Annotated in this window: 17 protein-coding genes; 8 read left to right on the forward strand and 9 right to left on the reverse strand. The window is 52.5% G+C overall.

The features are described from left to right. Positions 1–130 precede the first annotated feature (130 nt). A complete protein-coding gene (locus tag OZ410_RS04130; RefSeq protein ID WP_277706652.1) occupies positions 131–2,572 on the forward strand; it encodes an OmpA family protein in 2,442 nt (813 codons plus the stop codon). A gap of 195 nt (positions 2,573–2,767) precedes the next feature. Further along, a complete protein-coding gene (locus OZ410_RS04135; RefSeq protein WP_277706653.1) occupies positions 2,768–2,929 on the forward strand; it encodes a DUF6747 family protein in 162 nt (53 codons plus the stop codon). A gap of 64 nt (positions 2,930–2,993) precedes the next feature. Here OZ410_RS04135 and OZ410_RS04140 read toward each other — a convergent pair whose 3' ends face one another. The 3 genes from OZ410_RS04140 to OZ410_RS04150 all read right to left on the reverse strand — a co-directional run bounded on the left by OZ410_RS04140 (position 2,994) and on the right by OZ410_RS04150 (position 6,860). Beyond that, positions 2,994–3,995 (reverse strand): DUF4837 family protein, encoded by a 1,002-nt coding sequence (locus OZ410_RS04140; protein ID WP_277706654.1) that lies wholly within the window; start codon positions 3,993–3,995, stop codon positions 2,994–2,996. Between the two features lie 11 nt (positions 3,996–4,006). Continuing rightward, a complete protein-coding gene (locus tag OZ410_RS04145; RefSeq protein ID WP_277706655.1) occupies positions 4,007–5,566 on the reverse strand; it encodes a lytic transglycosylase domain-containing protein in 1,560 nt (519 codons plus the stop codon). 103 nt (positions 5,567–5,669) lie between these two features. Next, the gene (locus OZ410_RS04150; protein WP_277706656.1) at positions 5,670–6,860 is read right to left on the reverse strand and encodes a phosphoglycerate kinase; all 1,191 of its coding nucleotides are present in this window, start codon (positions 6,858–6,860) and stop codon (positions 5,670–5,672) included. Positions 6,861–6,965: 105 nt separating this feature from the next. On the opposite strand from OZ410_RS04150, the gene OZ410_RS04155 reads away from it, so the two are divergent. Both OZ410_RS04155 and OZ410_RS04160 read left to right on the forward strand, forming a co-directional pair. Next, a complete protein-coding gene (locus OZ410_RS04155) occupies positions 6,966–8,102 on the forward strand; it encodes a DNA polymerase III subunit (RefSeq protein WP_277706657.1) in 1,137 nt (378 codons plus the stop codon). 12 nt (positions 8,103–8,114) lie between these two features. Continuing rightward, a complete protein-coding gene (locus OZ410_RS04160; protein WP_277706658.1) occupies positions 8,115–8,513 on the forward strand; it encodes a DoxX family protein in 399 nt (132 codons plus the stop codon). A gap of 46 nt (positions 8,514–8,559) precedes the next feature. Here OZ410_RS04160 and OZ410_RS04165 read toward each other — a convergent pair whose 3' ends face one another. The 5 genes from OZ410_RS04165 to OZ410_RS04185 form a co-directional block, all read right to left on the reverse strand. Continuing rightward, a complete protein-coding gene (locus OZ410_RS04165; protein WP_277706659.1) occupies positions 8,560–9,069 on the reverse strand; it encodes an OmpH/Skp family outer membrane protein in 510 nt (169 codons plus the stop codon). A gap of 244 nt (positions 9,070–9,313) precedes the next feature. Beyond that, a complete protein-coding gene (locus OZ410_RS04170; RefSeq protein WP_277706660.1) occupies positions 9,314–10,150 on the reverse strand; it encodes a class I SAM-dependent methyltransferase in 837 nt (278 codons plus the stop codon). A 63-nt stretch (positions 10,151–10,213) separates the two neighbouring features. Beyond that, a complete protein-coding gene (mnmG, locus tag OZ410_RS04175) occupies positions 10,214–12,082 on the reverse strand; it encodes a tRNA uridine-5-carboxymethylaminomethyl(34) synthesis enzyme MnmG (protein ID WP_277706661.1) in 1,869 nt (622 codons plus the stop codon). Position 12,083: 1 nt separating this feature from the next. Further along, positions 12,084–12,503, reverse strand: coding sequence for an rRNA maturation RNase YbeY (gene ybeY / locus OZ410_RS04180; RefSeq protein WP_277706662.1), 420 nt, complete (start codon positions 12,501–12,503; stop codon positions 12,084–12,086). Then, complete coding sequence (locus OZ410_RS04185) at positions 12,496–15,897, reverse strand: hypothetical protein (protein WP_277706663.1); 3,402 nt, start codon at positions 15,895–15,897, stop codon at positions 12,496–12,498. The genes ybeY and OZ410_RS04185 overlap by 8 nt, the downstream gene beginning before the upstream one ends. 71 nt (positions 15,898–15,968) lie before the next feature. Between OZ410_RS04185 and OZ410_RS04190 the strand changes: the two genes are divergently transcribed. The 3 genes from OZ410_RS04190 to OZ410_RS04200 all read left to right on the forward strand — a co-directional run bounded on the left by OZ410_RS04190 (position 15,969) and on the right by OZ410_RS04200 (position 19,599). Beyond that, complete coding sequence (locus OZ410_RS04190; RefSeq protein WP_277706664.1) at positions 15,969–17,015, forward strand: alkane 1-monooxygenase; 1,047 nt, start codon at positions 15,969–15,971, stop codon at positions 17,013–17,015. A 49-nt stretch (positions 17,016–17,064) separates the two neighbouring features. Beyond that, on the forward strand, positions 17,065–18,585 hold the full coding sequence (gltX, locus tag OZ410_RS04195) for a glutamate--tRNA ligase (protein ID WP_277706665.1): 1,521 nt from the start codon (positions 17,065–17,067) through the stop codon (positions 18,583–18,585). An 84-nt stretch (positions 18,586–18,669) separates the two neighbouring features. Then, positions 18,670–19,599: an SPFH domain-containing protein gene (locus OZ410_RS04200; protein WP_277706666.1), complete on the forward strand. Its 930-nt coding sequence runs from the start codon at positions 18,670–18,672 to the stop codon at positions 19,597–19,599. Positions 19,600–19,838: 239 nt separating this feature from the next. On the opposite strand, the gene OZ410_RS04205 is transcribed toward OZ410_RS04200, so the two are convergent. Continuing rightward, the gene (locus OZ410_RS04205) at positions 19,839–21,527 is read right to left on the reverse strand and encodes a glutamine--tRNA ligase/YqeY domain fusion protein (protein ID WP_277706667.1); all 1,689 of its coding nucleotides are present in this window, start codon (positions 21,525–21,527) and stop codon (positions 19,839–19,841) included. A 278-nt stretch (positions 21,528–21,805) separates the two neighbouring features. Between OZ410_RS04205 and OZ410_RS04210 the strand changes: the two genes are divergently transcribed. Next, the gene (locus OZ410_RS04210; RefSeq protein WP_277706668.1) at positions 21,806–24,058 is read left to right on the forward strand and encodes an Ig-like domain-containing protein; all 2,253 of its coding nucleotides are present in this window, start codon (positions 21,806–21,808) and stop codon (positions 24,056–24,058) included. The last annotated feature ends 5 nt before the right edge of the window (positions 24,059–24,063 follow it).

The raw sequence follows: 24,063 nt of genomic DNA on the forward strand, positions 1-24,063 counted from the left end.
AGCGGCTTTCACGACAATTTCGAAACACTTCACAACAAAAAATAATCCCGGGGAGGCATAAGCATTACTTTCGGCGTTATGGGATGGAGGGGAACCGTTTCATCAACTCTAGTTTCAACAGAACCAACTCATGACCCACCCAAGGCGATCTCTGATCTTTATCCTTTGCACGCTGGCCACACTGGCCCTGGGAGCGCAGTCCGATTACTCCGGGAGCGCGGCATATGCCGACGCCGGAACCCCGACCGCACCCGGAGCCCTAAGGCAAGCGACGGCATCCCCGACCCTTACTACCTGGGAATCTTTCAGCCAAAAGGCGCGCTCCATGCATGTGGGGGCGCGACAAATGGATGGACCCATTGCCCTGCAGCCCGGTTTTTACCTGATTGCAGGGGCTTTTCAGGATTCCAGGAACATCCGCAGGTTGTTGCGCCAATTCAAGCGAAGCGATTTGGAACCCGGACAGTTTATAAACCCCGAAAACCAGCTTAATTACGTTTACGCCCAAAGCTATACCGACCCTCAGGAAGCCCTGCATGGGGTGGTTTCCAAGCTTAACGGCGCCTATGAGGGAGACCTCTGGATTCTGGCCGTGGGCCTGGATGCGTCCGAAGAAGAATTGGCCGAAAATACCTACCTGATCCAACAGGATCCCGGCGAAAAAAGCCCCGATAAGCTTATTCGCAAGGCCGATGAATATTTCGATAAGATGTGGTATGCAGAGGCCGCGGAGCTTTACGAGTCCGCCATTGCCCGGGAACCTTCAAATGCCGATGCCCGCGTGCTGAAAAACGTAGCAGACGCACACTACTTTAATACCAATATGGAGCGGGCCCTGTACTGGTACGACCGCCTGTACGACCTGCAGTCCGACCGTATGTCTGCCGAAAACCTGTTCCGGTACGCCCATTCCCTGAAAGGAAACGGCAAATATGCCCGGGCCAACCGGTTTATGAAACTCTACAACCGCGCCATGGAAACGGAAACCATCCGTCCCAACAAGACTACCCTCGAGGCGCGGCAAACAGCTCTGGACGATATTCTGAATGCCGAAGATGGTTTCCGCATCAAAAATGTTTCGGTTAACTCCAAGTACTCGGACTTTGCCCCTATGTTCTATGGGGACGACAAGGTAGTATACGCCTCCTCCGTAGACAGCGCCTTTTTTAATACCAGAAGGTATAAATGGAATGACCAGCCCTACCTGGACCTCTATGTGGCCCGGGTAAACGCCGAAGGGGAAGACCTGGGCGGGGCAGTAAAATTTTCCAAAACGCTAAACACCAAATACCATGAGGCCGGGGTTACCTTTTCCCCGGACGGGCAAACCATTTACTTTACCCGGAACAATTACAAGAAGAAACTGCGCCGGGACAAAAACGGGGTAAATCATCTGAAGCTGTATATGTCCCATAAAGTGGGCGGGCAGTGGACCGAAGCCGTGGAACTTCCCTTTAACGGGGAGGACTATTCCACCGGCCACCCGGCGTTAAGCCCGGACGGAAAACAGCTGTATTTTGCCTCGGACATGCCCGGAAGCATAGGCGAAACCGACATTTTTGTGGTCGATGTGCTGGGAGACGGACAATTTTCGGAACCGCGCAACCTGGGGCCGGAAATCAATACCGAGAAAAAAGAACTCTTTCCCTTCATAAACGGGGAAAAGCTATACTTCTCCTCCGATGGGCACCTAGGCCTGGGCGGCCTGGACGTTTACGAGGTGTCTTTTGACGCCGAAGCGGAATCCGGGTTCCTGGAGGTGCGAAATGTGGGCAAACCCATCAATAGCAATAAGGACGACTTTTCCTTTATTATCAACGAGGATACCCAAAAGGGTTATTTCGCCTCCAACCGCAGGGGCGGCAAGGGCGATGACGACCTGTATTCCTTCCAGCGCCTGTTCCCCGAAGAAGCCAACGAAAATGCCATTGCAGGGGTAGTGACCGACCTGATTACGGGTGAAAAAGTCCCCGATGCTATGGTTGGCCTGCTGGATAGCACCAATGTGAAACTCAAGGAAATGGTGACCGACGATGGCGGCAGCTTTGTCTTTGAGGACCTCGAAAGCAATACCCGGTATAAGGTGGTGGTAGACGGAGACACCTACCAGCAACAGGAATGGGAGGTAGAAACCGGCAACAATGAGCCCGTAAACATGGCCGAAATGCCGTTGCGCAAGCTGGAAGAGCGCATTATAGTGGAACAAGGCGTACGCAAGCTTAAAACGGATAATATCTACTTTGACTTTGACCGCTATGCCATCCGGGATGATGCGGCCCGCTCCCTGGACAAGCTGGTCGACACCATGAACGAATACCCGACTATGGTGATTGCCATTGAATCCCACACGGATTCCCGCGGAAAACGCGCCTATAACAAGTACCTGTCCGAAAAACGAGCCCAATCCACCCGCGATTACCTGATCCGCAAGGGAATTGCCCCGGCACGGATCCAAAGTGCCAAAGGGTATGGGGAAGAACGCCTGCTCAATGGCTGTGACGGCAGTGTAGCCTGCAGCGCAGCGCAGCACCAGCTCAACCGGCGGTCCGAATTTATCGTAGTCAGCATGTAACCCGGTTCCCCAAAAGAATATGAGGGCCTGACACCTGGCGGTGTCGGGCCTTTTTTGTGCAATCTGACCGCAAAGTGTCTCACCCTTAGGGGTATACCGGGTGGTGTTCAGCCAAAATTTAAACCGTTTGTCCGATTCTTTGTGCCTTTTGCAGGAAAATTCCCAACTTCGGGTTATCCCGATTCTTATCATGTTATGGAAAACCGTATAGAAGCACCTCCGTCCCTGCTCGCTTCCCTGGGCAGTAAATTCCGGTACCTGATCAAACGCCATTTCAGAATCCTTTCCTGGCTCTGCTTTGGCATCTGGCTGCTAACGATGTACGCCTTGTTGCATGTTCTGAGTGCGGGATTTTAGACATTACGCACTAAAAAGCCCCATGTGATCACATGGGGCTTTTTTTATTACAAAATAGCTGGGTTTAAGGGGAAACGCTAACCACCGTATCGAATTTGACGGTGCGCAGGATGGCCTCCAGCTCGAACATATAATCCCGTTTATTGGTTGCCGGGGCAAAGGTAAAGCCCTCCAGGACCATTAGCCGGTCCCGTTCCGGGTCATTGATGATGTAGGTGAGAAAGGGCCCGGCCATGGGGTAATTCACAATCTCCCAGATCCCGCGAACCTCTACGGCTTTCATTCCCCCGATTTCCGCCGGCATCACATAGGGCGCAAAGGCCTTTTCCGTACCCATATAGGTTATCTTATCCGGCACATCAGGACCGGGAATGAAGGCCTCTCCAATAGAGTCCCGCATCCGGATAATGTCGCGTACCAGGGTAGAGTCGTTTTTGAAAAAACCCCCCGGCAGCTGATAGGCGATAATATTCATGCTGCCCTTCTGGATTTCCCGGTCTATCCAGACAAAATTGTCTTCCTGCTTGCCCACCTTATACAGGGACGGGAGTCGCAGCCCTATCCCGAATTTGTCTTTCAGCACCGTCTCCTTGCTCAGGGATCGCAAAAAGCGGTCCTGGGACTCCTGCAATTCCATCTGCCGGATGGCGTTTTTGATCTGTGGGGCAAAACTGGAGATATTGGCAATCAGGGCAGAGTCCGTGGCTCCCTTAATGACCCCGACCTTCTGGGGGGTAGCGTACAGGTCGTCCTGGACCTGCGCCCCGTTAATGCTGTCTTTGGAAACATAGAGCACAGCGCGGCGGTGGCGCGTGGTGCCACGAAAAACCGAAGGCGGCATGTGTTCCAGCGTAAATTCGGGCTCATCCCAGGTAAGGCCCAGTACGGGGGCGGCAAAAAACTCCCTGACCTTATCGCCCACCTGGCCTTCCCACAACCCATTATCCATCACCACTGCCACGGTGTTGATGGCCCCGATGGACTGGGGCTTATACTTCTTTTTGGGGGAATCCTGACAGCCTGCCAAAACCAGAACACCCAACAACATTCCTATGATCCTATTCATGTGGTTTGGTTTTAAGATGAACAATTACAGAGTTTAAGCCGGGTTCCCGGCTGCAGGTTGTTCCCGCTAATACCGTTCCATTCCCGCAGGTTCTCGATAGAAATCCCGGGGTAAAGGCGGGAAATGGTCCATAAGGAGTCTCCGGGGCGCACCACATGAACCTTGGGCTGGCTCCCGGATGCGGAAGCTGTCTGAGGGGCGGGCTTGGAGCTGGGTTGGACCGATGCAACCGGTCGCCTGGGGTAAATCGTCAGGCGCTGTCCGACGCGCAGGTTGTCGCTGCGCAGGCCGTTCCAACGTTTGATCTGGCTAACACCCACCCCATAGCGCTCGGCAATTTTCCCCAGATAATCCCCGCTGCGCACGCGATAGCGGATGCGGTCCTGGGCCTGCACCAGCTGGGGCAGGGGCTTTTCCCGGGATTCCAGTTCCCGGCTGGCCCAGGTGTAGATGGAATCTTCATGGGCCACAAAACGGCCCAGGGCCCGGACCGGGAGGCGCAGGGTATAGGGTTTGCCGGCAACTTTTGGGATAATATCCAGCTTATAAGCCGGGTTGAGCAGTTGGATCTCCGCCTCCGGCAAGCCGGTGTATTTGGATATTTGTGCAAAGGTGAGGGTGTTCTTTACCCATACCGTGTCGGTTTCGAAATAGGGGCGGTGGGCCTGCCGGTAGTTCAGCCCGTGTTCTTTAGCATAGGCAAAAATGTACAGGGTGGCATAGAAAGCCGGTACATAGCCCGCGGTTTCCCGGGGCAGGAAGGGACGGATATTCCAGTAGTTGGTGCGCCCGCCGGAGCGGCGGATAGCCTTGTTTACATTACCGGGGCCGGAATTGTACGCAGCCAGCGCCAGATCCCAGTCCCCGAAAATTTCATAGAGCTTGGAGAGGTATCGGCAAGCCGCCTCGGTGGCCAGGAGGGGGTCGCTGCGCTCGTCCACATAACTGCTGACCTCCAGATCGTACATTTTACCCGTCCCGAACATAAACTGCCACAGACCTGTTGCTCCAACCCGGGATTTGGCCCGGGGGTTCAGGGCGGATTCCACAATAGCCAGGTGTTTGATCTCCAGAGGTAAATCGTGTTTGTCCAGGGCCTCTTCAAACATCGGGAAATAGAATTGGCTGGCACCCAGCATCCGCTCCATCAGGTCCCGCTTGCCAGTGAGAAAGGCATTGATAACGCGTTCCAGGGACGGGTTGTACCCGATATGGAAAGGCGTCTGCTCGTCCAGCCGGGCCAGGCGTTCCTTCAGCACTTCCGTGGAAACGGCTTTTTCGTTTTCGGAGAGCGCAGTGTCCGTTTCGGCAAGGGCCTCCTGCAACTCCACAAACCAGTCGCCGGCCCGGCTGAGCTCCTGCAGCCAGAGGCTATCCAGGGCTGCGGCCTGTTCCAGATCGGCCAGGGCGTCGTTCCCGGAGCGCGCCAGGCGAACCTCCTGCAGGTCCGGAGGGCCCGAGGGTTTCAGGATGGATGCGGAATCGGAGGCCTTGGCAGGCGCGGCCGGTTCACTTTGGGCCAACGTACCTGCAAAGGAAAGCAGGGCACACAGGGCCAGGTGCTTTTTCATGGGCGTAAAGGATTGAATGGAGTGGGGTTAACGAAAATCGGATATTTTTCCCGAAGTACGAAATCTTTCCCGTTAAAGTCCCTTCCCATTGAGGGAACTGGGGTTACCCCTCCTGTATGGCTGCAATTCCCGGCAGGGTTTTCCCCTCCAGGCTTTCGAGCATGGCCCCACCCCCGGTGGAGACATAACTCACCTTTTCCTCAAAACCGAATTGTTTTACGGCCGCCACGGAATCGCCTCCGCCCACCAGGGAGAAAGCCCCGTTTTCCGTTGCCTCGGCCACGTAATCCCCGATAGTGATCGTCCCCCTGGCAAAGGCAGGCATCTCAAAGACCCCTACGGGCCCGTTCCAGAGGATGGTGCGGGACTGCAGGATCACCTGTCCGAAAGCCTTCAGGGTTTCGGGCCCGGCGTCCAGCCCCTGCCAGCCATCGGCAATGGCATTGGCGGGCATCACCTGGGTGTTAGCCGAATTGTCGAAGGCATCCGCAGCCACCACATCCGAAGGTAGGTGTACCTCTACACCCTTTGCTTTGGCTTGTTCCAGGATGGACAGTGCCAGATCAGTTTTGTCCGGTTCACAAATGGAATCGCCAACGGTGCCCCCCTGGGCCTTTACGAAGGTGTAGGTCATCCCACCCCCAATAATCAGGTGGTCGATCTTATCCAGAATATTCTCGATGATGGTGATTTTGGAAGACACCTTGGCCCCTCCCAGAATAGCCGTAACCGGCTTTTCTCCGGTTTTCATCACCTTTTGGATGGCCTCAATTTCCCGGGCCAGCAAATAGCCGAAACACTTTTTGCCCGGAAAGAACTCTGCAACTATCGTGGTGGAAGCGTGCGGGCGGTGGGCCGTGCCAAAGGCGTCGTTTACGTAGATGTCGCCCCAATGGGAAAGCTGCTCCGCAAAGGCGCGGTCCCCTGCCTCTTCCTCGTTGTGGAACCGCAGGTTTTCCAGCAGCAGGATTTCCCCGCTTTGAAGGTTCTCCACAGCCTCGGCTACCTCGGGGCCCACGCAGTCCTGAACAAATTTAACCTGAACCCCAATAATCTCAGAAACGGTTTCTGCAATATGGGAAAGGGACATTTCCGGAGTGGGTTTGCCTTTGGGTCGCCCCAGGTGGCTCATTAGCACCGCACTGCCCCCGTCTTCCAGAATCTTGATGATGGTGGGCTTTGCGGCTTCGATCCGGTTGGTATCGGTTACTTCAAAAGCGTCATTAAGGGGCACGTTAAAGTCTACCCGTACCAGTGCTTTTTTGTCGTTAAAGTCAAAATCGTCAATAGTCATGTGTCTCGGTTTAAAAGCAACCCCAAAAATAACCAATAATCCGCAGGGGTGCGCAGGGCATTGAAAAAATAAGGCTTCATAGGCAAAAGCCCTATCTTTGGGACCATGCGCTTCTCGGATATTTTAGGGTTACAACACCTGAAATCCCATCTCACTTCCAGTGCCGATGCGGGCCGCATCCCGCATGCCCAGTTGTTCGTGGGGCCCGAGGGTTGCGGCGCCCTGCCCATGGCCATTGCCTATGCGCGTTACCTGTTGTGTTCCTCCACGACAGATGCGGTGGCATGCCATACCAAGTTTGACCACCTGAGCCACCCGGACCTGCATTTTGCCTTTCCGGTTTCCTCCTCAGATACCGTAAAAAGCCACCCGGTAAGCGACCATTACCTCTCGCAATGGCGGAGTTTTTTGCAAGAACAACCCTATGGCAACCTCTTTGACTGGTACCGCACCATCGGCATTGAACGCAAACAAGGACAGATTGGGGTGGACGAAGCCCAGGACATTTCACGCAAACTGAGCCTGAAATCCTATGAGGGCGGATATAAGATTATGCTGGTTTGGATGGCGGAACGCATGAACGCCCCGGCCGCCAACAAGCTGCTCAAACTGATCGAAGAACCCCCTGCCAAAACCGTCCTCATCCTGATTGCGGAAGATGAAGAACAAATCCTTCAGACCATCCGTAGCCGTTGCCAGGTATTGCACTTTCCCCACTTACCCGAAAGCGTCATTGCCGATGGCCTGGTGGCAAGGGGGGCCAACCGCAGCGAAGCCATGCAGATTGCCCAGGAGGCCAACGGCAACTACAACAAGGCGCTGGACCTCATGGTTAAGGATTCCGAAGACCTGGTTTTTGAACGCTGGTTCATACAATGGACCCGCACTGCCTTTAAGGCGAAGGGAAACAAAGGGGCCGTTCATGAGCTTATATTGTGGAGCCAGGAGGTTGCCAAAACCGGGCGGGAGACGCAGAAGAAATACCTGCAGTACTGCCTCTCGGTAATGCGACAAGCCCTCTTGCTCAATTACAAGGCAGACCCCCTGGTGTTTATGAAAATGCACCAGGACGGATTTGACCTCAAACGCTTTGCCCCTTTTGTACATGAGCGCAATATCCAGCCCATTGTGCGGGAACTGGAGTCTGCCATCTACCATGTGGAACGCAATGGCAACGCCCGGATCATCTTCACCGATTTGTCTATAAAGCTCACTCGCCTATTACACGTAAAACCCTCTTAACTATTTGATATTGTGGATGTTATAATTTCTTACGCCCCAGAATTGATCCTTTTGGCCTTCCTGGCCATCACGTTTTTGCAAAGTGGCCTGGACAAGGTACTGGACTGGAAAGGCAATGCCTCCTGGCTTAAGGATCACTTTTCAAAATCACCCCTGGCGGGGAGTGTTCCCCTGTTATTGGGGATCATTACCATGGTGGAGTTGGCGGCAGGCGCCCTAAGCCTTGCCGGCGGAGTGGTACTGATGGGAAGCGGGGACAAATCCCTTGGAATATACGCCTGCCTTACGGCCGCTTTGGCCTTGTTGATGCTTTTCTTCGGGCAGCGCATGGCCAGGGATTACGAAGGGGCGCGTACTTTGGTGGTTTACCTGATCCCCACTGTATTCTTGCTGGTTTTGCTTCAGGCATAAAAAAACCCGGCCGGGGCCGGGTATATTTTCAGGGTCTAAAACCGGGCTATTTCTGGTACTCGTCGTTCAGGATTTTGAGAATGGCCTCGGTAACATCCAGGCTTTCCTGCCCGTAGAGTACACTACTCCCCTCGCCTGCGGCAAAGACATAGGTGTATCCGTTATCCGTCCCGTATTTGGCTATGGTTTCCTTAACCTGGGTAAGCAGGCTATCGGATTTCATCTGCCCCATACGCTGCATCTGCTGTTCTTCCTGTTGCAATTGCTGACCTACCAGCTGCGCCCGTTGTTGCAGAGATGTCATTTCTTCCTGGGCTCTTTGTTGCGAAGAGTTCCTGGAGCGGTTTTGCACATCCTGGGCTTCCAGCTGAAATGCCTGCGAAATACTGTCGCGTTTGCGATTAAAGGTTTCCGCTTTCAATTGGTAGCTGGATTCCAAATCTTGTTTCCGCTTGTATCCATCCATGAGTTTGGCATAATCCACATGGGCAAACTTGGCTTGCTGGCAACTAACTGCCAGAGCGGCCACTACCAAAATGCTTAAAATTCCTTTCATTGTCTGAGAATTAGGGTTGCGGCAAAAATAGGAAAGCCCCTTGGATCCCCTGTGCTTTGCATGCGTGTTTTTCGCATCATCATTCAAATCTATGGTTATGCGTCACAACATTGCGTAGGGCTATTTGTTTGAGTGCGTTTTAAAGCCCTGTAATTCGCGATTGGATTTTTAAGGTCACAGCCTCCGGCTTAGGGCTGTACGCTGGCTCAAACGGCTTTGGATTGGCTTTGGTGGTCCTGACGGCTCAGTACCGACGGAAATAATACGTTAAGGCCGAATATTGACCCGTAAAGAGGGCGCAACCATTGGAATACATTCCTTTGAAAAACCCCCGGATCATTGGGAATCGTTTTTGGCGATAGCGCTCGGATAACCAGGCCACATAAAAGGCATCCATCCACATGGGCCGAATTTGTGTACAGGTAAACCCATAAGGCTGCAGGGTATTTTGGATCCCCTGGCGCGAAAAATGCCACAAGTGGCGAGGCACATCATAGCCGGCCCAATGGCCTGCATAATGCCGAGCATCCCAGGATTGATAATTGGGCAGTGCCAGTACGAGTAACCCGCCGGGTTCCAGGTGTGCCTGCAACCAGTTTAGCTGTACCTCCAAATCCGGGATGTGTTCCAGCACATGCCAGAGGGTAATGACATCGAACTTCTGTGCCGCAATAGTATGCAAGTCTGGATGCAATTCCACCCCTTTTTGAAGCGCCTGTTTCCGCGCTTCGGCATTGGGTTCCATTCCTTGGGCCTCGAAACCTTTTTCCCGGGCTTTGCGTACAAAGGCCCCGGTTCCGGCACCCAGGTCCAACAGGCGTCCTTGGGTCGGAATGACACGGGCAATGCCTCCTAATTTGCGGGATAGGTTAAGGGCGCGGGCGCGGGCATAAAACCAGCCCAAAAGACCGCTTCCTCCATCCGTATGGGAAAGGTAGTCCGGGCTGTCGTAATATCGGCTCAGGTCTTCCGGGCAGGGTCGGGTACACAAGACCCCTTCCGTGCCTGCAGGCACCACATGGAACCCTTCCCCGCTCACCATAAAGTCTCGGGTTTCCATACCGCCTTCCTTTTGCTTCATGCTAATATGTTGACCCATTTGCCCTAAAAATAGTATAAAATACAAAAGTGTTCCACGTGGAACCTACCTGCCCAGGAACACCAGGAGTACGCTCAAATCGCTTGGCGAAACCCCACTAATGCGGGAAGCCTGGGAGAGGGTTGCAGGGCGGATATCGGTTAGTTTCTCCCGGGCTTCAAAGGAAAGCGACTTTACCTGATGGTAATCAAACCCTTCGGGGATACGCACATTCTCCAGGCGTTGCAGTTTATCCGCATTGGCCTTCTCCTTTTCGATATAGCCTGCATATTTAACGGCAATTTCTGCCTGCTCTAAAACCTCCTTGCCCAGGCCTTCCGCTTCTACATAATCGGACACTGCTTTCAATTGCAGCATGTGTTCCATCTGCACCTGAGGACGAGAAAACACCCGGTGCAGTTTATCCGCCTGTGTTACCAGGCTGGACCCTACCTGCTCCAGGATGGGATTTACTTCCTCCGGTTGATAACTGGTACTATTGATAAAGGCAACCAACGCTTCGCTGGCCTCCTTCTTTCTACACATTTGCCTGAACCTTGCCTCACTGGCCAGCCCCATCCGGTAACTTTTTTCGGTAAGCCGTAAATCCGCATTATCCTGCCGGAGCAACGTCCGATATTCCGCGCGGGATGTAAACATCCGGTAAGGTTCTTCCGTCCCTTTGGTAATCAGGTCGTCAATAAGAACCCCGATATAAGCCTCGTCCCGCCTCAGTATGAAGGGATCTTTTTCATTTAATTTCAGATGGGCATTAATGCCAGCCAACAGACCTTGGGAGGCAGCTTCTTCATACCCCGTGGTGCCGTTGATCTGCCCGGCAAAATACAGATGGGAAACCAATTTCGTTTCCAGGGTATGCTTGAGTTGCGTAGGCGGAAAATAATCGTATTCGATGGCATAGCCCGGTCGAAAGAATTTTACTTTTTCAAATCCAGCCACGGCCCTCAGGGCAGAAAATTGAATATCCTCTGGCAGGGAGGTAGAAAAACCATTTACATAAACCTCTACCGTATTCCAGCCTTCCGGCTCCACAAAAATCTGGTGCCGATCCTTGCCTGCAAACCGATGTATTTTATCTTCTATAGACGGACAATACCGTGGTCCTATACTTTGGATGTTCCCATTAAACATGGGTGAACGATCAAACCCTTCCTTAAGCAGGTCGTGAACGAGGCTACTTGTATAGGTCATAAAACAGTCCCGCTGCTTTAGGAGCTTCCCGGTATCCAAATAGGAAAACCGATCAGGATTATCATCCCCGGGTTGAGGAATCATTTTGGAATAATCCAGACTTCTCCCATCTACGCGTGGGGGTGTACCGGTTTTCATCCGGCCCGAGTCAAAGCCAAGGGCGGTTAACTGTTCGGTTATTCCTGTGCTCGCCCGTTCCCCCGCGCGACCCCCACCAAAATTTTTGATACCGATATGTATCAGTCCATTTAAAAAAGTACCATTGGTCAGGATTACCGCCTTTGCCCGCACATCTATACCCAATGCGGTACGTACGCCTACAACGCGATCTCCTTCTACTAAAAGCGCACTTACCATTTCCTGGTAAAAATCAAGATTTGGCGTTTGCTCCAGCATGGTGCGCCATTCCTCAGCAAAACGCATCCGATCATTCTGGGTGCGCGGGCTCCACATGGCAGGACCTTTGGATTTATTGAGCATTTTAAATTGAATGGCGGATCGGTCACTGACAATGCCACTATATCCACCTAAAGCATCAACCTCGCGAACAATCTGTCCCTTGGCGATGCCCCCCATGGCCGGATTACAGCTCATTTGCCCAATCGTCTGAAGATTCATGGTAATGAGTAGGGTATGCGAGCCCATATTGGCCGCAGCAGCGGCAGCCTCACACCCTGCATGCCCGCCTCCGACTACAATTATGTCATAATCCTTTCCGAACATATTAATGTTTCACGTGGAACAATTTCATGGCTGCATCTTCCGCCTTTCTCATTTTATTCCGTTCGGCATCTGTGCTATCCTGCATTCCCAGAAGATGAAGTATGCCATGTATCATAACCCTGCGCAATTCGTCCTTGAAGTCTACACGGTAATCCCGGGCATTGTCTTTGACGCGATCGACAGAAATAAAAATATCACCGGTAACATCATCCCCAGCTGAATAATCAAATGTGATGATATCGGTATAATAATCATGCTTTAAATATTCTTGATTCATTGCCAGAAGTTCCTCGTCATCCAGAAAAACATATTGGATTTGGCCTGGCTCCCGTTCATATTCCCGAATGATCGTTATAATCCATTCGGTATATTTATCGGTATCAGTTAAAGCGAAGTCAGTTTTGCTATGGTAGTCAATCATTACCTTTAAAATACTGCCGAACCTTATCCTTGTAACGGCCGCGCAAAGGTAATACTTGTTTATTCAAAATTTCCACCTCTATTTCCTTCTCTTGCAGCAGGATTGGTCTCGAAAAGACCGGGTTGGTAAATGACCTGATATTGGTTTGGCTTTCTCGTTCTTCCCTTTCGCCTTGTGAGAGCTCCGCATCCTCCAGGCGCAGTAATTGTTGCTGAATACGATTTAATCGCTCCCCCGTACGCTGGGTTATCCCATTACGCAGTAAATCCGATTCAAACCGTTCCATTTCCTGCAGAATACCCTTAGCCAAGTCCTGATCACTTTTACGAATCATGTCCTCTAACTGGCGTTCCAGGGCCGCCCGTATCCGTTGCTGCTCCTTATAAATTTCAAATACTTCAGCCAATTGGGTCTCATTTAATCCCTGACCCCGTTCTCCCTCCTGAGGATTGCCATTCCCCTGGTCGCCTTGACCCTGATTATCTGATTGCTTATCCCTTTGTTCACCCCTATTCTGTCCCTCTCCCTGACTGCCTTGAGCCCCGTCTCCCTGAGCGGAACCCGAGGGCGACCCTTTAGGTGTTCCCCCTAGGCCTTCCTGCAATTCTTGTTGACTTTTAATGATATCCGGCAATTGCATGCCTTCTCCCTGCCCCTGACCTGCGCCCATTTGCAGCGACTGCTGCATATTCTCCAGGATTTCGGCCAAAAGCGCCGCTAAATCATTAGAGGCCGTAATAACGTACTGGGAATAAGATGTGGCCCGATACCATTGGTTTTCGGCAAGACTTTCTATTCCCTTGTCCAGATTATAGTAAACATCGGTAACCTTTTGATTGACCTCTTCTCCCAGTTCGGGTCGTCGTAAGGACAGGGTAAACAGACTGTCATCCACATGTTCAAACAACTCCTTTAATTCCTGTTGGGCCCGAATGTCGCCGGAGATGCTCATGGTGGCATTTTCCTTATCCCGAACCTGATCGAACAGTAGTTCTTCTTTGAAAGAGAAAACCAATAAATTATCCAATATCTGTCTTAACACTTCCGCATCCTCAGCACTATCGGATGAACTGCCGGACATACTCATGCCTGAAAGGGCATCTGAAAGCTCCTGCATCATACGGGCAGCATTCTTTTGTGCCCTTTTTGCATCCGAAGGCGCGTTATTCCCGGAGGCATCATTCGCCTCCTCAGGCATTTGTTGCTTAATGGCGTCAAGGGCCTGTTCCTGATTATCCGAAACCGATTTCTCCTTGCCTTTATCGCGTTTCCAGTCTAAGGGCTTTTGCAGTTGTTGATTGTCACGTTCCAACTCCCCAAGCTCCTTCCCAATATTTTGAAAATCCTCTATTAAATCCTCCTGTACGTCCGCCTCCCGCTCCGGGTTCGCATAATTAATCTGACCCAACGTATCCTGCTCCCTGGCTAATTGGCCAAGCTTCTGGGCCAAGACCCGGCTGCGCTGTTCGACAAAATAACGCTTGGTTAATTCCAGTATTTGTTCCAGGCTTCTTTGATTATTGTTTTGTTGCCTGGATATTTCCTCTAACCGCTCCTGTAGTTCTTCCTTTTCCAGTTGATCTAACACCTCCTGTAGTTCCTCCATCAGGCGGGCATTTTTTTGAGCTTCCAGCTCTTGTCGCTCCAGTCGCTCCTGCAATAATTCCTTAAACGGGGTTTTTTCCTCTGTTTCACTGAGGCTTTTGGATAATTCCCGATTGTACTTCTGCATTAACTCCTCCTGCTGGAACTGACGTTCCATTATATCCCTTAACTCCCTTTGTTCATTATACGAGAGTGTTTTTTGTTCCAGGTTATCCTCTTGCATTTGCTCCATGGCTTCACGTAATTCCTGACCCGTCTCAATCTGGTTTTCCATTTTTCGAAACAAGCCCTGTTGCGCCTCAATCCGTTCCTGCCTTAGAATGAGCTCTCCTTTATTCTCCAACACAAAGGTTTGGCTACGGGTTTCCTTACCGCCCCTTAACCCATCGTTATCGGATACCACAAACTCCAGGGCATATGACCTGTCTGGCAATACATTCAGGCCTGAAGGATACGTATAATAAAACCGTTCACGTCGGGATTTACCGCCTGGAATGTTCAGCCTGATAACTGAATCAGGCATTTCCGTAGGCCAGACCTCAAGTCTTATCCCGTCCAGCCCATAGTCGTCTGCAGCTTCCCCTTCAAAATACAAAAGCCCGGGTTGCAGGGAGTCCATATGCATCCGGACATCCAACTCCGGATACTGATCCGTAACCACCGAAATGGCATAGGCTATTTTATCGAAGTCCCTAACGCCTGTATTGGAGGTGCTCAGGGTATAATTCTCTGATGTCCTGAAGACCTTTTCCAGGGTAAAAACCTGACCTTCCCTTTTAAAATTCAAGGTATCCCCGCTATCCTTATAAGTTACCGTATCAGTATGAACAGCACCTATCTGCCAGGATACTTGTGTTCCTTCAGGCACCGTGGCGTTTCCGCTTCCCCTTAAACTCTCAGCAGGCCGATTTAAATATGTGGGATACTCCAAACGCATTTCCATGCGCTCAATCATGGGAACATCAAGCACCTGTAATTGATACCCGCCGGACTGCACAGACCCGGAACGGAAATAAAATTCTGTAGTTTGAAGTGGTGGCCGTAAGGTATACGTGAACTCCCCCTGAGATGCTTCCATGAGCAAAGGAGAACCGCCGATGACCACTTCAGGATTATCGGGCCGGATATCCCCAACCGTCCTTACCCGCAACACCACCGTTTCATTCTCAAGTACAACCAGTTTTGTGTTCACCAACTGAAACCTAAATGGTGCCGGAGGGGTATATGCCATTTCATAATGCCTTATTCGTTGGTATGACTCCCACCAATCCAGGGCCTTTCCACTTATTGCGAGGATCATTACTATAACTGCAGGAATGGCAAGGTACCTGGCGTACCTCCATACAGTCCTCCACGGTAAAGCTTGGGTAAAATTAACCCCTTTCAACGCCTCAGATCGCTGTTCTATACTAGCCAGTAACAACTCCGATCGCTCCTGTTCCTGCCCCAATTCTATCAGGTTAAGCAAGCGGTCCCCTATTTTGGGAAAATGCCGACCGATAATCCTGGCGCCTTCCTCTGCGCTCAGGCCCTTCCGTATGCGAAACAAATACAAAGCCGGGCGCAACAGATAGTGAAGGACCAAACCTAACAGTATCAGGGCTAAAAACCAGAACATCACCAGACGGGCCCTTTGCCCCATCCAAAGCCAATACTCCAGGCCCGCCATCAGGATGACCAACAAGCCCCCCACAACGAGGGTAAGGATCAGGCCAATTACCAATTGCCGTTGATAATACCTGACATAAAACCCTTTCAGTTTGCCTAAAATTTCGTTGTATCGGGACAAATCCTTGTATCTTTTAAACCAAGATAGCCACTACGCCCGTAAAAGCGATTAAAAAGGATGTTAAAAGCCCCATGAAGGACCTGAAATACCTAGCCGCTTACAGTATCCCTTTATGTGCCGTCATTGGCCTGGTTTTTAAAGGCTTATGGGCCTACGCTACCCCCTTATACGCCTTTATTCTGATCCCCTTGCTCGAACTGGCATTTCCACGGGACCACCGGAATCGTACGCCAGAAGATGCCCAGAAAGCTCAGGTAAATCCCATATTTGACCTGATGCTGTATGTTAATGTGCCCTTGGTTTATGCTATACTTATTGCCGGGATTGCCCTCTTGTGTACAGAACCATTACCCGCCTGGGAGCAGACTGGTATACTACTGAGCCTGGGCATTGTTCTTGGCGTTAACGGCATTAATGTGGGCCACGAACTAGGCCATCGCAAATCCCGATGGGAGCGCATACTGGGTAAGATCCTGTTGATACCCAACCTGTACACGCATTTTTTTGTTGAACATAACTTTGGGCATCATTTACACGCGGCTACTCCGGAAGATCCGGCCACGGCGCGTTATAACCAACCTCTTTACTCCTTTTGGTTCTCCTCCATTACCCGGCAGTATCGCAACGCCTGGCACATACAGCGCCAGCGTTTAATCCGGGAAAATTGTGGGTTCTGGACCTTGCGCAATGACATGTTGTGGGGGCATTTGGCCCAATTGGCCTACCTTATTGTGATTTATGCCTGGCAAGGGCCCTGGGGGATGATATACGCCATGATAGCCGCCCTAGGTGGCGTTTTGCTCCTGGAAACCGTGAACTACGTGGAACATTACGGCCTCTTGCGTAAAAGACTGCCTTCCGGCAGGTACGAACGCGTACGGGAAATCCATTCCTGGAACAGTGACCATGTAGTAGGCCGAATTGTCCTGTATGAACTCACACGCCACTCCGACCACCATTTCAAATCGACTATTAAATATCCCTTGCTGCGCTCCCATGAAACCGCTCCCCAAATGCCTTTCGGCTATCCCACCTCTATGGTCATTGCCGCCATCCCGCCCTTGTGGTTTTACATTATGAACCCACGCATTCCTGCCGCCATGAAGCCCGCCCTATAGGCTTGCCACTTCCCCCATCCTCCCTATCTTTGTGGCTGAAATACTGTCTATGGAATCTAACGTTCGCGTCCGCTTTGCCCCCAGTCCTACCGGGCCCCTGCATATTGGAGGGGTACGCACCGCCCTGTTCAATTACCTCTTTGCCAAACAACATGGCGGGACCTTCATTCTCCGGGTTGAAGACACGGACCAGAACCGTTTTGTGGAGGGTGCCGAAGCCTATATCATTGAGGCGCTGGATTGGCTGGGCATCCCATATGACGAAGGCCCAGAAAGGCCTGGCACCAAGGGACCCTACAGGCAGAGCGAACGCAGGGATATCTACCGTGCATACGCCGAAAAGCTCCTTGCCACCGGGTGGGCCTATTATGCCTTTGACACCCCGGAAAGCCTGGAACACCACCGGAAAGAACACGAATCCAAAGGCAAAACCTTTATTTACAACTGGCATAACCGGGAAAAACTGGACAACGCGCTTACCCTGAGCTCTGAAGCCCTGCAGTCCCGCCTGGCCCAGGGCGACCCATACGTGATCCGGTTTAAATGGCCGGTAGACCAGGTCCTGGTCCTGGAGGACCTTATTCGCGGCAGCATCCGCATCGATACCAACCTGCTGGACGACAAGGTCCTGTTCAAAAGCGATGGCATGCCCACCTACCACCTGGCGAATATTGTGGACGACCACCTTATGGCAATCAGCCATGTGATCCGGGGCGAAGAGTGGTTGCCATCCCTGGCCCTGCACGTACAGCTCTACAAGGCTTTCGGGTGGGAACCGCCCCAATTTGCCCATTTGCCCCTGATCCTGAAACCCACTGGCAAAGGAAAACTGAGCAAACGCGATGGGGAAAAACTTGGGTTTCCGGTCTTTCCCTTATCCTGGAAGGAGAGCCAGGGCTATCGGGAGGCGGGATTTCTCCCGGAAGCCGTCCTGAATTTCCTGGCCATGCTGGGTTGGAATCCCGGTACCGAGCAGGAGCTTTTCAGCAAGGAAGAGCTTATTGCCCAATTTAGCCTGGAGCGGGTGCAAAAGTCCGGGGCTCGCTTTGACCCGGAAAAGAACAAATGGTTCAACCACCATTACCTGCAGGCGCGCCCCCTGGAAAGCCTGTTGCCGGAATTCCGCCAGGAGCTTAGCAGACTGTTGCCCGATGCAGGACCATTTGAGGACGCCTACCTGCACCGGGTCCTGGGCCTGATCCGGGAACGCGCCTCCTTCCTTTGGGAAGCCTGCGAAGCGGGTCGCTATTTCTTTGAAGCGCCTGCAACCTATGACGAAAAGGCCGTGAAAAAACAATGGAAGCCAGAAACCCCTGACCGATTGCAGGCCGTGGCTGAAGTCCTTTCGGTCCTGGATGAATTTTCAGGTGAACGGGCAGAGGCGGCCGTTAAGGAGTGGATTGCGGCCTCCGGACTTGGGTTCGGGCAGGTGATGCCCCCCCTGCGGTTGGTACTGGTAGGAGCGATGCAGGGCCCTCACATTTTCGATATTATGGAACTGCTTGGTAAAGGGGAAACCCTTTCCAGGATTGAACGGGCCATTGCCGTGTTGGGAACGACACAAGGGTAAAACCCCTGTAACATTTCACTGGACATACCGACATATTAAGGAAGCTTTCGTATCTTCCTTAATAACCCCTTAAACACTACACCGATGGGAAATATTATTGCCTGGTTACCCGTAATCTTACTGGTCCTTTTCGTTTTTTTCAGCTGCTTTTTTGTGGTGAAACAACAGACGGCCGCCGTTATTGAACGCTTTGGTCGCTTTCAGAGCATCCGGAATTCCGGGCTACAGATGAAAATCCCGCTGGTGGACCGCATCTCGGGAAAACTCAGCCTGAAAATCCAGCAGCTGGATGTCATTGTGGAAACCAAGACCCTGGACGACGTATTCGTGAAGCTAAAGGTTTCGGTTCAATATGTCGTGATCAAGGACAAGGTCTACGATGCCTTTTACAAGCTGGAATACCCGCACGAGCAGATTACTTCCTATGTTTTTGACGTGGTCCGGGCCGAAGTGCCCAAGATGAAACTGGACGATGTCTTTGTAAAGAAGGACGACATTGCCATTGCGGTAAAATCCGAATTGCAGGATGCCATGCTGGAATACGGCTATGATATTATCAAAACCCTGGTAACGGATATTGATCCCGATGCGCAGGTGAAAGCTGCCATGAACCGCATCAATGCCTCGGAGCGCGAAAAGATTGCCGCCCAATTTGAAGGGGACGCCGCCCGTATCCTGATTGTGGAAAAGGCCAAGGCCGAAGCCGAGAGCAAGCGGCTGCAGGGGCAGGGGATTGCCGACCAGCGCCGGGAGATTGCCCGGGGCCTGGAGGAATCCGTGGAGGTCCTGAACAAGGTAGGCATCAATTCCCAGGAAGCCTCCGCGCTTATCGTGGTCACCCAGCACTACGACACCTTGCAGGCCATAGGGGAGGAGACCAACACCAACCTGATCCTGCTACCGAATTCGCCTCAGGCGGGAAGCGATATGCTGAACAACATGGTGGCATCCTTTACGGCCAGCAACCAAATTGGTGAAGCCATGAAACAACAGAATAAGAAAAAAGAATCCTGACCCCTTGCGCAAGACCCTAAAAAAAGCCCCGGGACTTCCCGGGGCTTTCTTTTTTTTATGCGATCCGGCCAAAGCAGCCGATTTTAGACCAAAAACTTCGATAAAGGCGTTCTGCGGCATTATAATGGCCTCTACGCCCAAGCACAAGCAAGGGCGATTAAAAAGCTTGGAAAACGCCTGAAAACATGTGGGTTTTCATGGAATATATCAATTGGTATTCAAAATACAATTGATTTTATCTATTCTGCCTTTTGCTCGATTTTAGCCCAGGTATCCCGCAGGGTAACGGTACGGTTGAACACCAACTGCCCCGGGGTGGAATCCCGGTCTACACAGAAGTATCCCATCCGCTGGAATTGGAAACGTTCTCCTGGGTTAGCATCCTTCAGTCCGGGTTCCACCCAGGCCTGGATGACTTGCAGGGAGTCCGGGTTGATAAAATCGAGGAAGTCCTTGTCTTTATGCTGGTCCGGGGTGGCGTCGGAAAACAAGCGGTCGTACAACCGCACCTGAGCCGGGATGGCGTGGTCGGCAGCAACCCAGTGCAGGGTACCCTTCACCTTGCGCAGGCTTTCCTCGGTCCCACTGCCGCTGCGGCTCCTGGGGTCATAGGTGCACTGGATCTCGGTAATGGTTCCATCGGCATCCTTTGTCACAGTTTCCGCCTTTATGATATAGGCGTTCTTCAGGCGCACTTCCCCCCCTAATTTCAGACGGAAGAATTTTCGGTTCGCCTCTTCGCGGAAATCTTCCCGTTCAATATAAAGCACTTTGGCAAAAGGGAGCTCCCGGGAGCCGCTCTGCGGGTCTTCCGGGTTATTCTCGGCCTCCAGCCATTCGGTCTCCCCCTCCGGGTAATTGGTGATGACCAGGCGCACGGGGTCCAGGACACCCATCACCCGGGGCGCAATTTTGTTCAGGTCTTCCCGCATGTGGAATTCCAGCAGGGAAACATCCACCACATTCTCGCGCTTGGCAATCCCGATGGTCTCTGCAAAATTACGGATGGCGGCCGGAGTACATCCACGCCGACGCAGTCCGGAAATAGTGGGCATGCGGGGGTCGTCCCAGCCTTCTACATGCCCTTCTTGCACCAGCTGCAGGAGCTTCCGCTTACTTACAACCGTATGGCTCAGGTTGCGGCGGGCAAATTCGCGCTGTTTGGGCCGCAGTCGGTTTTCAGCTACCACCTGATCCAGGAACCAGTCGTACAATTCCCGGTGCGGTTGGAACTCCAGGGTACACAGGGAATGTGAAATCTGTTCGATATAATCGCTCTCCCCGTGGGTCCAATCGTACATCGGATAAATACACCAATCGGTATTTGTGCGGTGATGCGCCTTGTGAAGGATGCGGTACATGACCGGGTCCCGCATGAGCATATTCGGGGAAGCCATGTCTATCCTGGCCCTCAAAACATGGGCTCCTTCAGGAAACTCGCCGTTTTTCATGCGTTCGAACAGGTCCAGATTTTCTGATACCGATCGGTTTCTGTGCGGGCTGTCGGTACCGGGTTCCGTGGGCGTACCTTTCTGGGAGGCAATCACCTCGGAGGTCTGGCTGTCTACATACGCCTTGCCATTGCGGATCAGGGCTACGGCCCAGTCATACAATTGTTGGAAATAATCGGAGGCATAGCGCTCCTCGGCCCACTCGAAACCCAGCCATTCCACGTCTCGCTTGATGGCATCGACATACTCCTGTTCTTCCTTGGTGGGGTTGGTGTCATCGAAACGCAGGTTTACCGGCGCCTGATACCGTAATCCAAGTCCGAAATTTAGGCAAATGGAACTGGCGTGGCCAATATGCAGGTACCCGTTGGGCTCCGGTGGGAAACGGAAACGAAGTTGCTCCCGGGAATACCCGGATTTGAGATCATCTTCTATGATGTGCTCAATGAAATTCAGGGATCTGGAACCCTCTTTCATACGTCAAAATTAAGGCGGTAAAGGTAGGAAAAATGCTGCTCATCCCCGCAAACACGTACCTCATCCATACAAAAGGACCCGTTTCACAACAGTTTTAATCCGACCGACAACAATAAATTCAGTATGGGCGGCCCTTGAGCCATATTTGTTATGTATTGATAGGTTCGGACCCTTCCGGTCGAGCGGCATAAAATTCCCGATTAAAGGGATGTGTACCGGAAGCCGACCTTTCAAAGTAGGGCAAACCAAAAGTTGTTAACGCTTAAATGAACCCCGTCATGGACAAAAAATTACGCCTCGTCACAGCCCTACTGTGCGGATGCCTGTGGATCCAATCCGGATCTGCGCAGGTGCTTAATGCCCCGGTGGCCGCTCCCAACCAGACCCCCCCGGCCGGATCTACCCCATGGTCTGCCGCCTGTGCTTCTGCCAGCTTCAATGACTATTGGGTAAACTTTACCTGGAGCCCACCCCTGGTAAATGCCGATAACGAATTCATTCTGGAACTCTCCGATGCCGACGGGAACTTTAGCAGCCCCGTAGAATTGGCGCGGGATGGCTCCAAGAATACCACCTTTGATTTCTATTTCCAGTTCGCCCTGCCCACGGATACCCGCGGGGAGGGATACCGCCTGCGCGTCCGCAGTACCAGTCCGGCACAAACGAGCCCCACCTCACCGGCCTATCCCATGTACTACCTGGACGTGAACAGCGGCATTACCATTCGCCCCCAGGGGCAGGCCGATTTTGGCAACGGGACCGCCCAGGTCTGTGATGGCAACTCCATTACCCTGGAAGTCTATAACCTGGCAAATGCCGATACGTATCAGTATAACTGGTACCGCAGCGGCACCTTGTTGGCAGACAAGGGCCCGTCCATTTCCGTCACCCAAGGCGGGATGTACAATGCCGAAATCGATTATGGCGCCTGCTCCGGTTCGGGCAATACGCTTTCCAACCTGATTGATGTGACCTCGGGCACCAGCCTGGGGATTGCCATCAACCCGCCAGCCAAAACCGAGCTGTGTGCGGGGGAAACCCTTTTGCTGGAGGCGAATATCTCCGGCCAGGGGCTCACCTACACCTGGCTGAAGGACGGCAGCCCCATTACCGCGCCCACCGTAGACAATTCTACTTATACCGTGGATGCCGGCGTGGCAGGCTTTGAAGGGGATTATCAGGTAGAGGTCTTTGGCCCAGGTGCCTGTGTAGAGCAATCCGCCGCCGTAAGCATCGGGAATGCCGGAAACTTTACCGTTTCCCGCGACAACCCGGCCTCCGTTGTGGTACTGCCCGGGCAAAACACCACCCTGCAAGTAACTTCCAGCGCCTCAGGCGTAACCTACCAATGGTATAAGGACGGCAGCCCGGTTACAGGCGCTACCGCCAATACCCTGGTTGTAACCGATACCCAAACCGGCAGCTATTTTGCGCGGGTTTCCCTGACGGGGGGGGCCTGTGCGTCTACTTCCGTAGATTCTGAAGCCGTAACGGTTGTTGCCCCGGCGTCCCTGGAAATGGACATCGCCTACAGCGGCTCCTATGCGGACTGTGCCAACACCAGTGTAGTGCTTGAAGTTACCGAAATCCGTGCCCTGGATGGTGGTGGCAACGCCACTGTGGTTACCGCAGACATCCTGGCGGGCATGAGCTTCCAATGGAGCCACGACGGGACCCCGGTAAGCGGGGCAACCGCGTCCTCCATCAGCCTGGCGGATATTGCCGAAAACGGCTCCTACACCCTGGAGGGCAGCATCTCTTCCTACAATACCACCTCAAACAGCCTTTCCGTGAACCTGAGGGTAGATGAAAATCTGGCCATCAGCAGCAGCCAAAACACCGTCTGCGGCCCGGCCGAACCGGTTTCCATCACCACCACCACAGATTTGACCGGGGTAACGTTTGACTGGTTCCGGGACGGGGTTAACCTGAACCTGGGCACGGCCAGTATAGACGTGGGCACCCCCGGTACCTACCAACTGGTGATTCAGCGCAACGGCTGCCCGGTCCCTTCTAACGAAGTGACCCTGACCGGCCTGGATGAAAACCTGATTACCCTGGACCCGGGCACCGATGTACGGATCCCCGAGGGCACCACCCGCACGGTAAATGCCTCCGGCGGAGACACCTATCGCTGGCTGGACAGCAACAATATTGAATTGAGTACGGCCTCCTCATACGCCTTTAGCGAGGCAGGACAATACCTCCTGATCGCTACGATTGGCGGTTGTGAAGTGGCCCGTCCCATCACCATTTCCTATCTGGACACCTTCCGGGTACCCAATGTGATTTCGGTGAACGGAGACGGGATTAACGACCAGTGGATCCTCCCGAACACCTATTCCGGGAAGTCCGATGTAATCGTGACCATTTACAACGATAAAGGAGAGGAAGTATTTAACGAGTCGAATTATCAGAACAACTGGCCGGCCTCTGCCACCAGCTTCGCTTCTCAGAACATGGTGTTCTATTATAAAATCAGAAGTGCCGGTAAAGTTCTCAAACAAGGAACCATTACCGTTATACGCTAACCCAA

It is taken from the genome of Robiginitalea aestuariiviva (genome assembly GCF_029537735.1).
GTDB classification, from domain to species: Bacteria; Bacteroidota; Bacteroidia; order Flavobacteriales; family Flavobacteriaceae; genus Robiginitalea; species Robiginitalea aestuariiviva.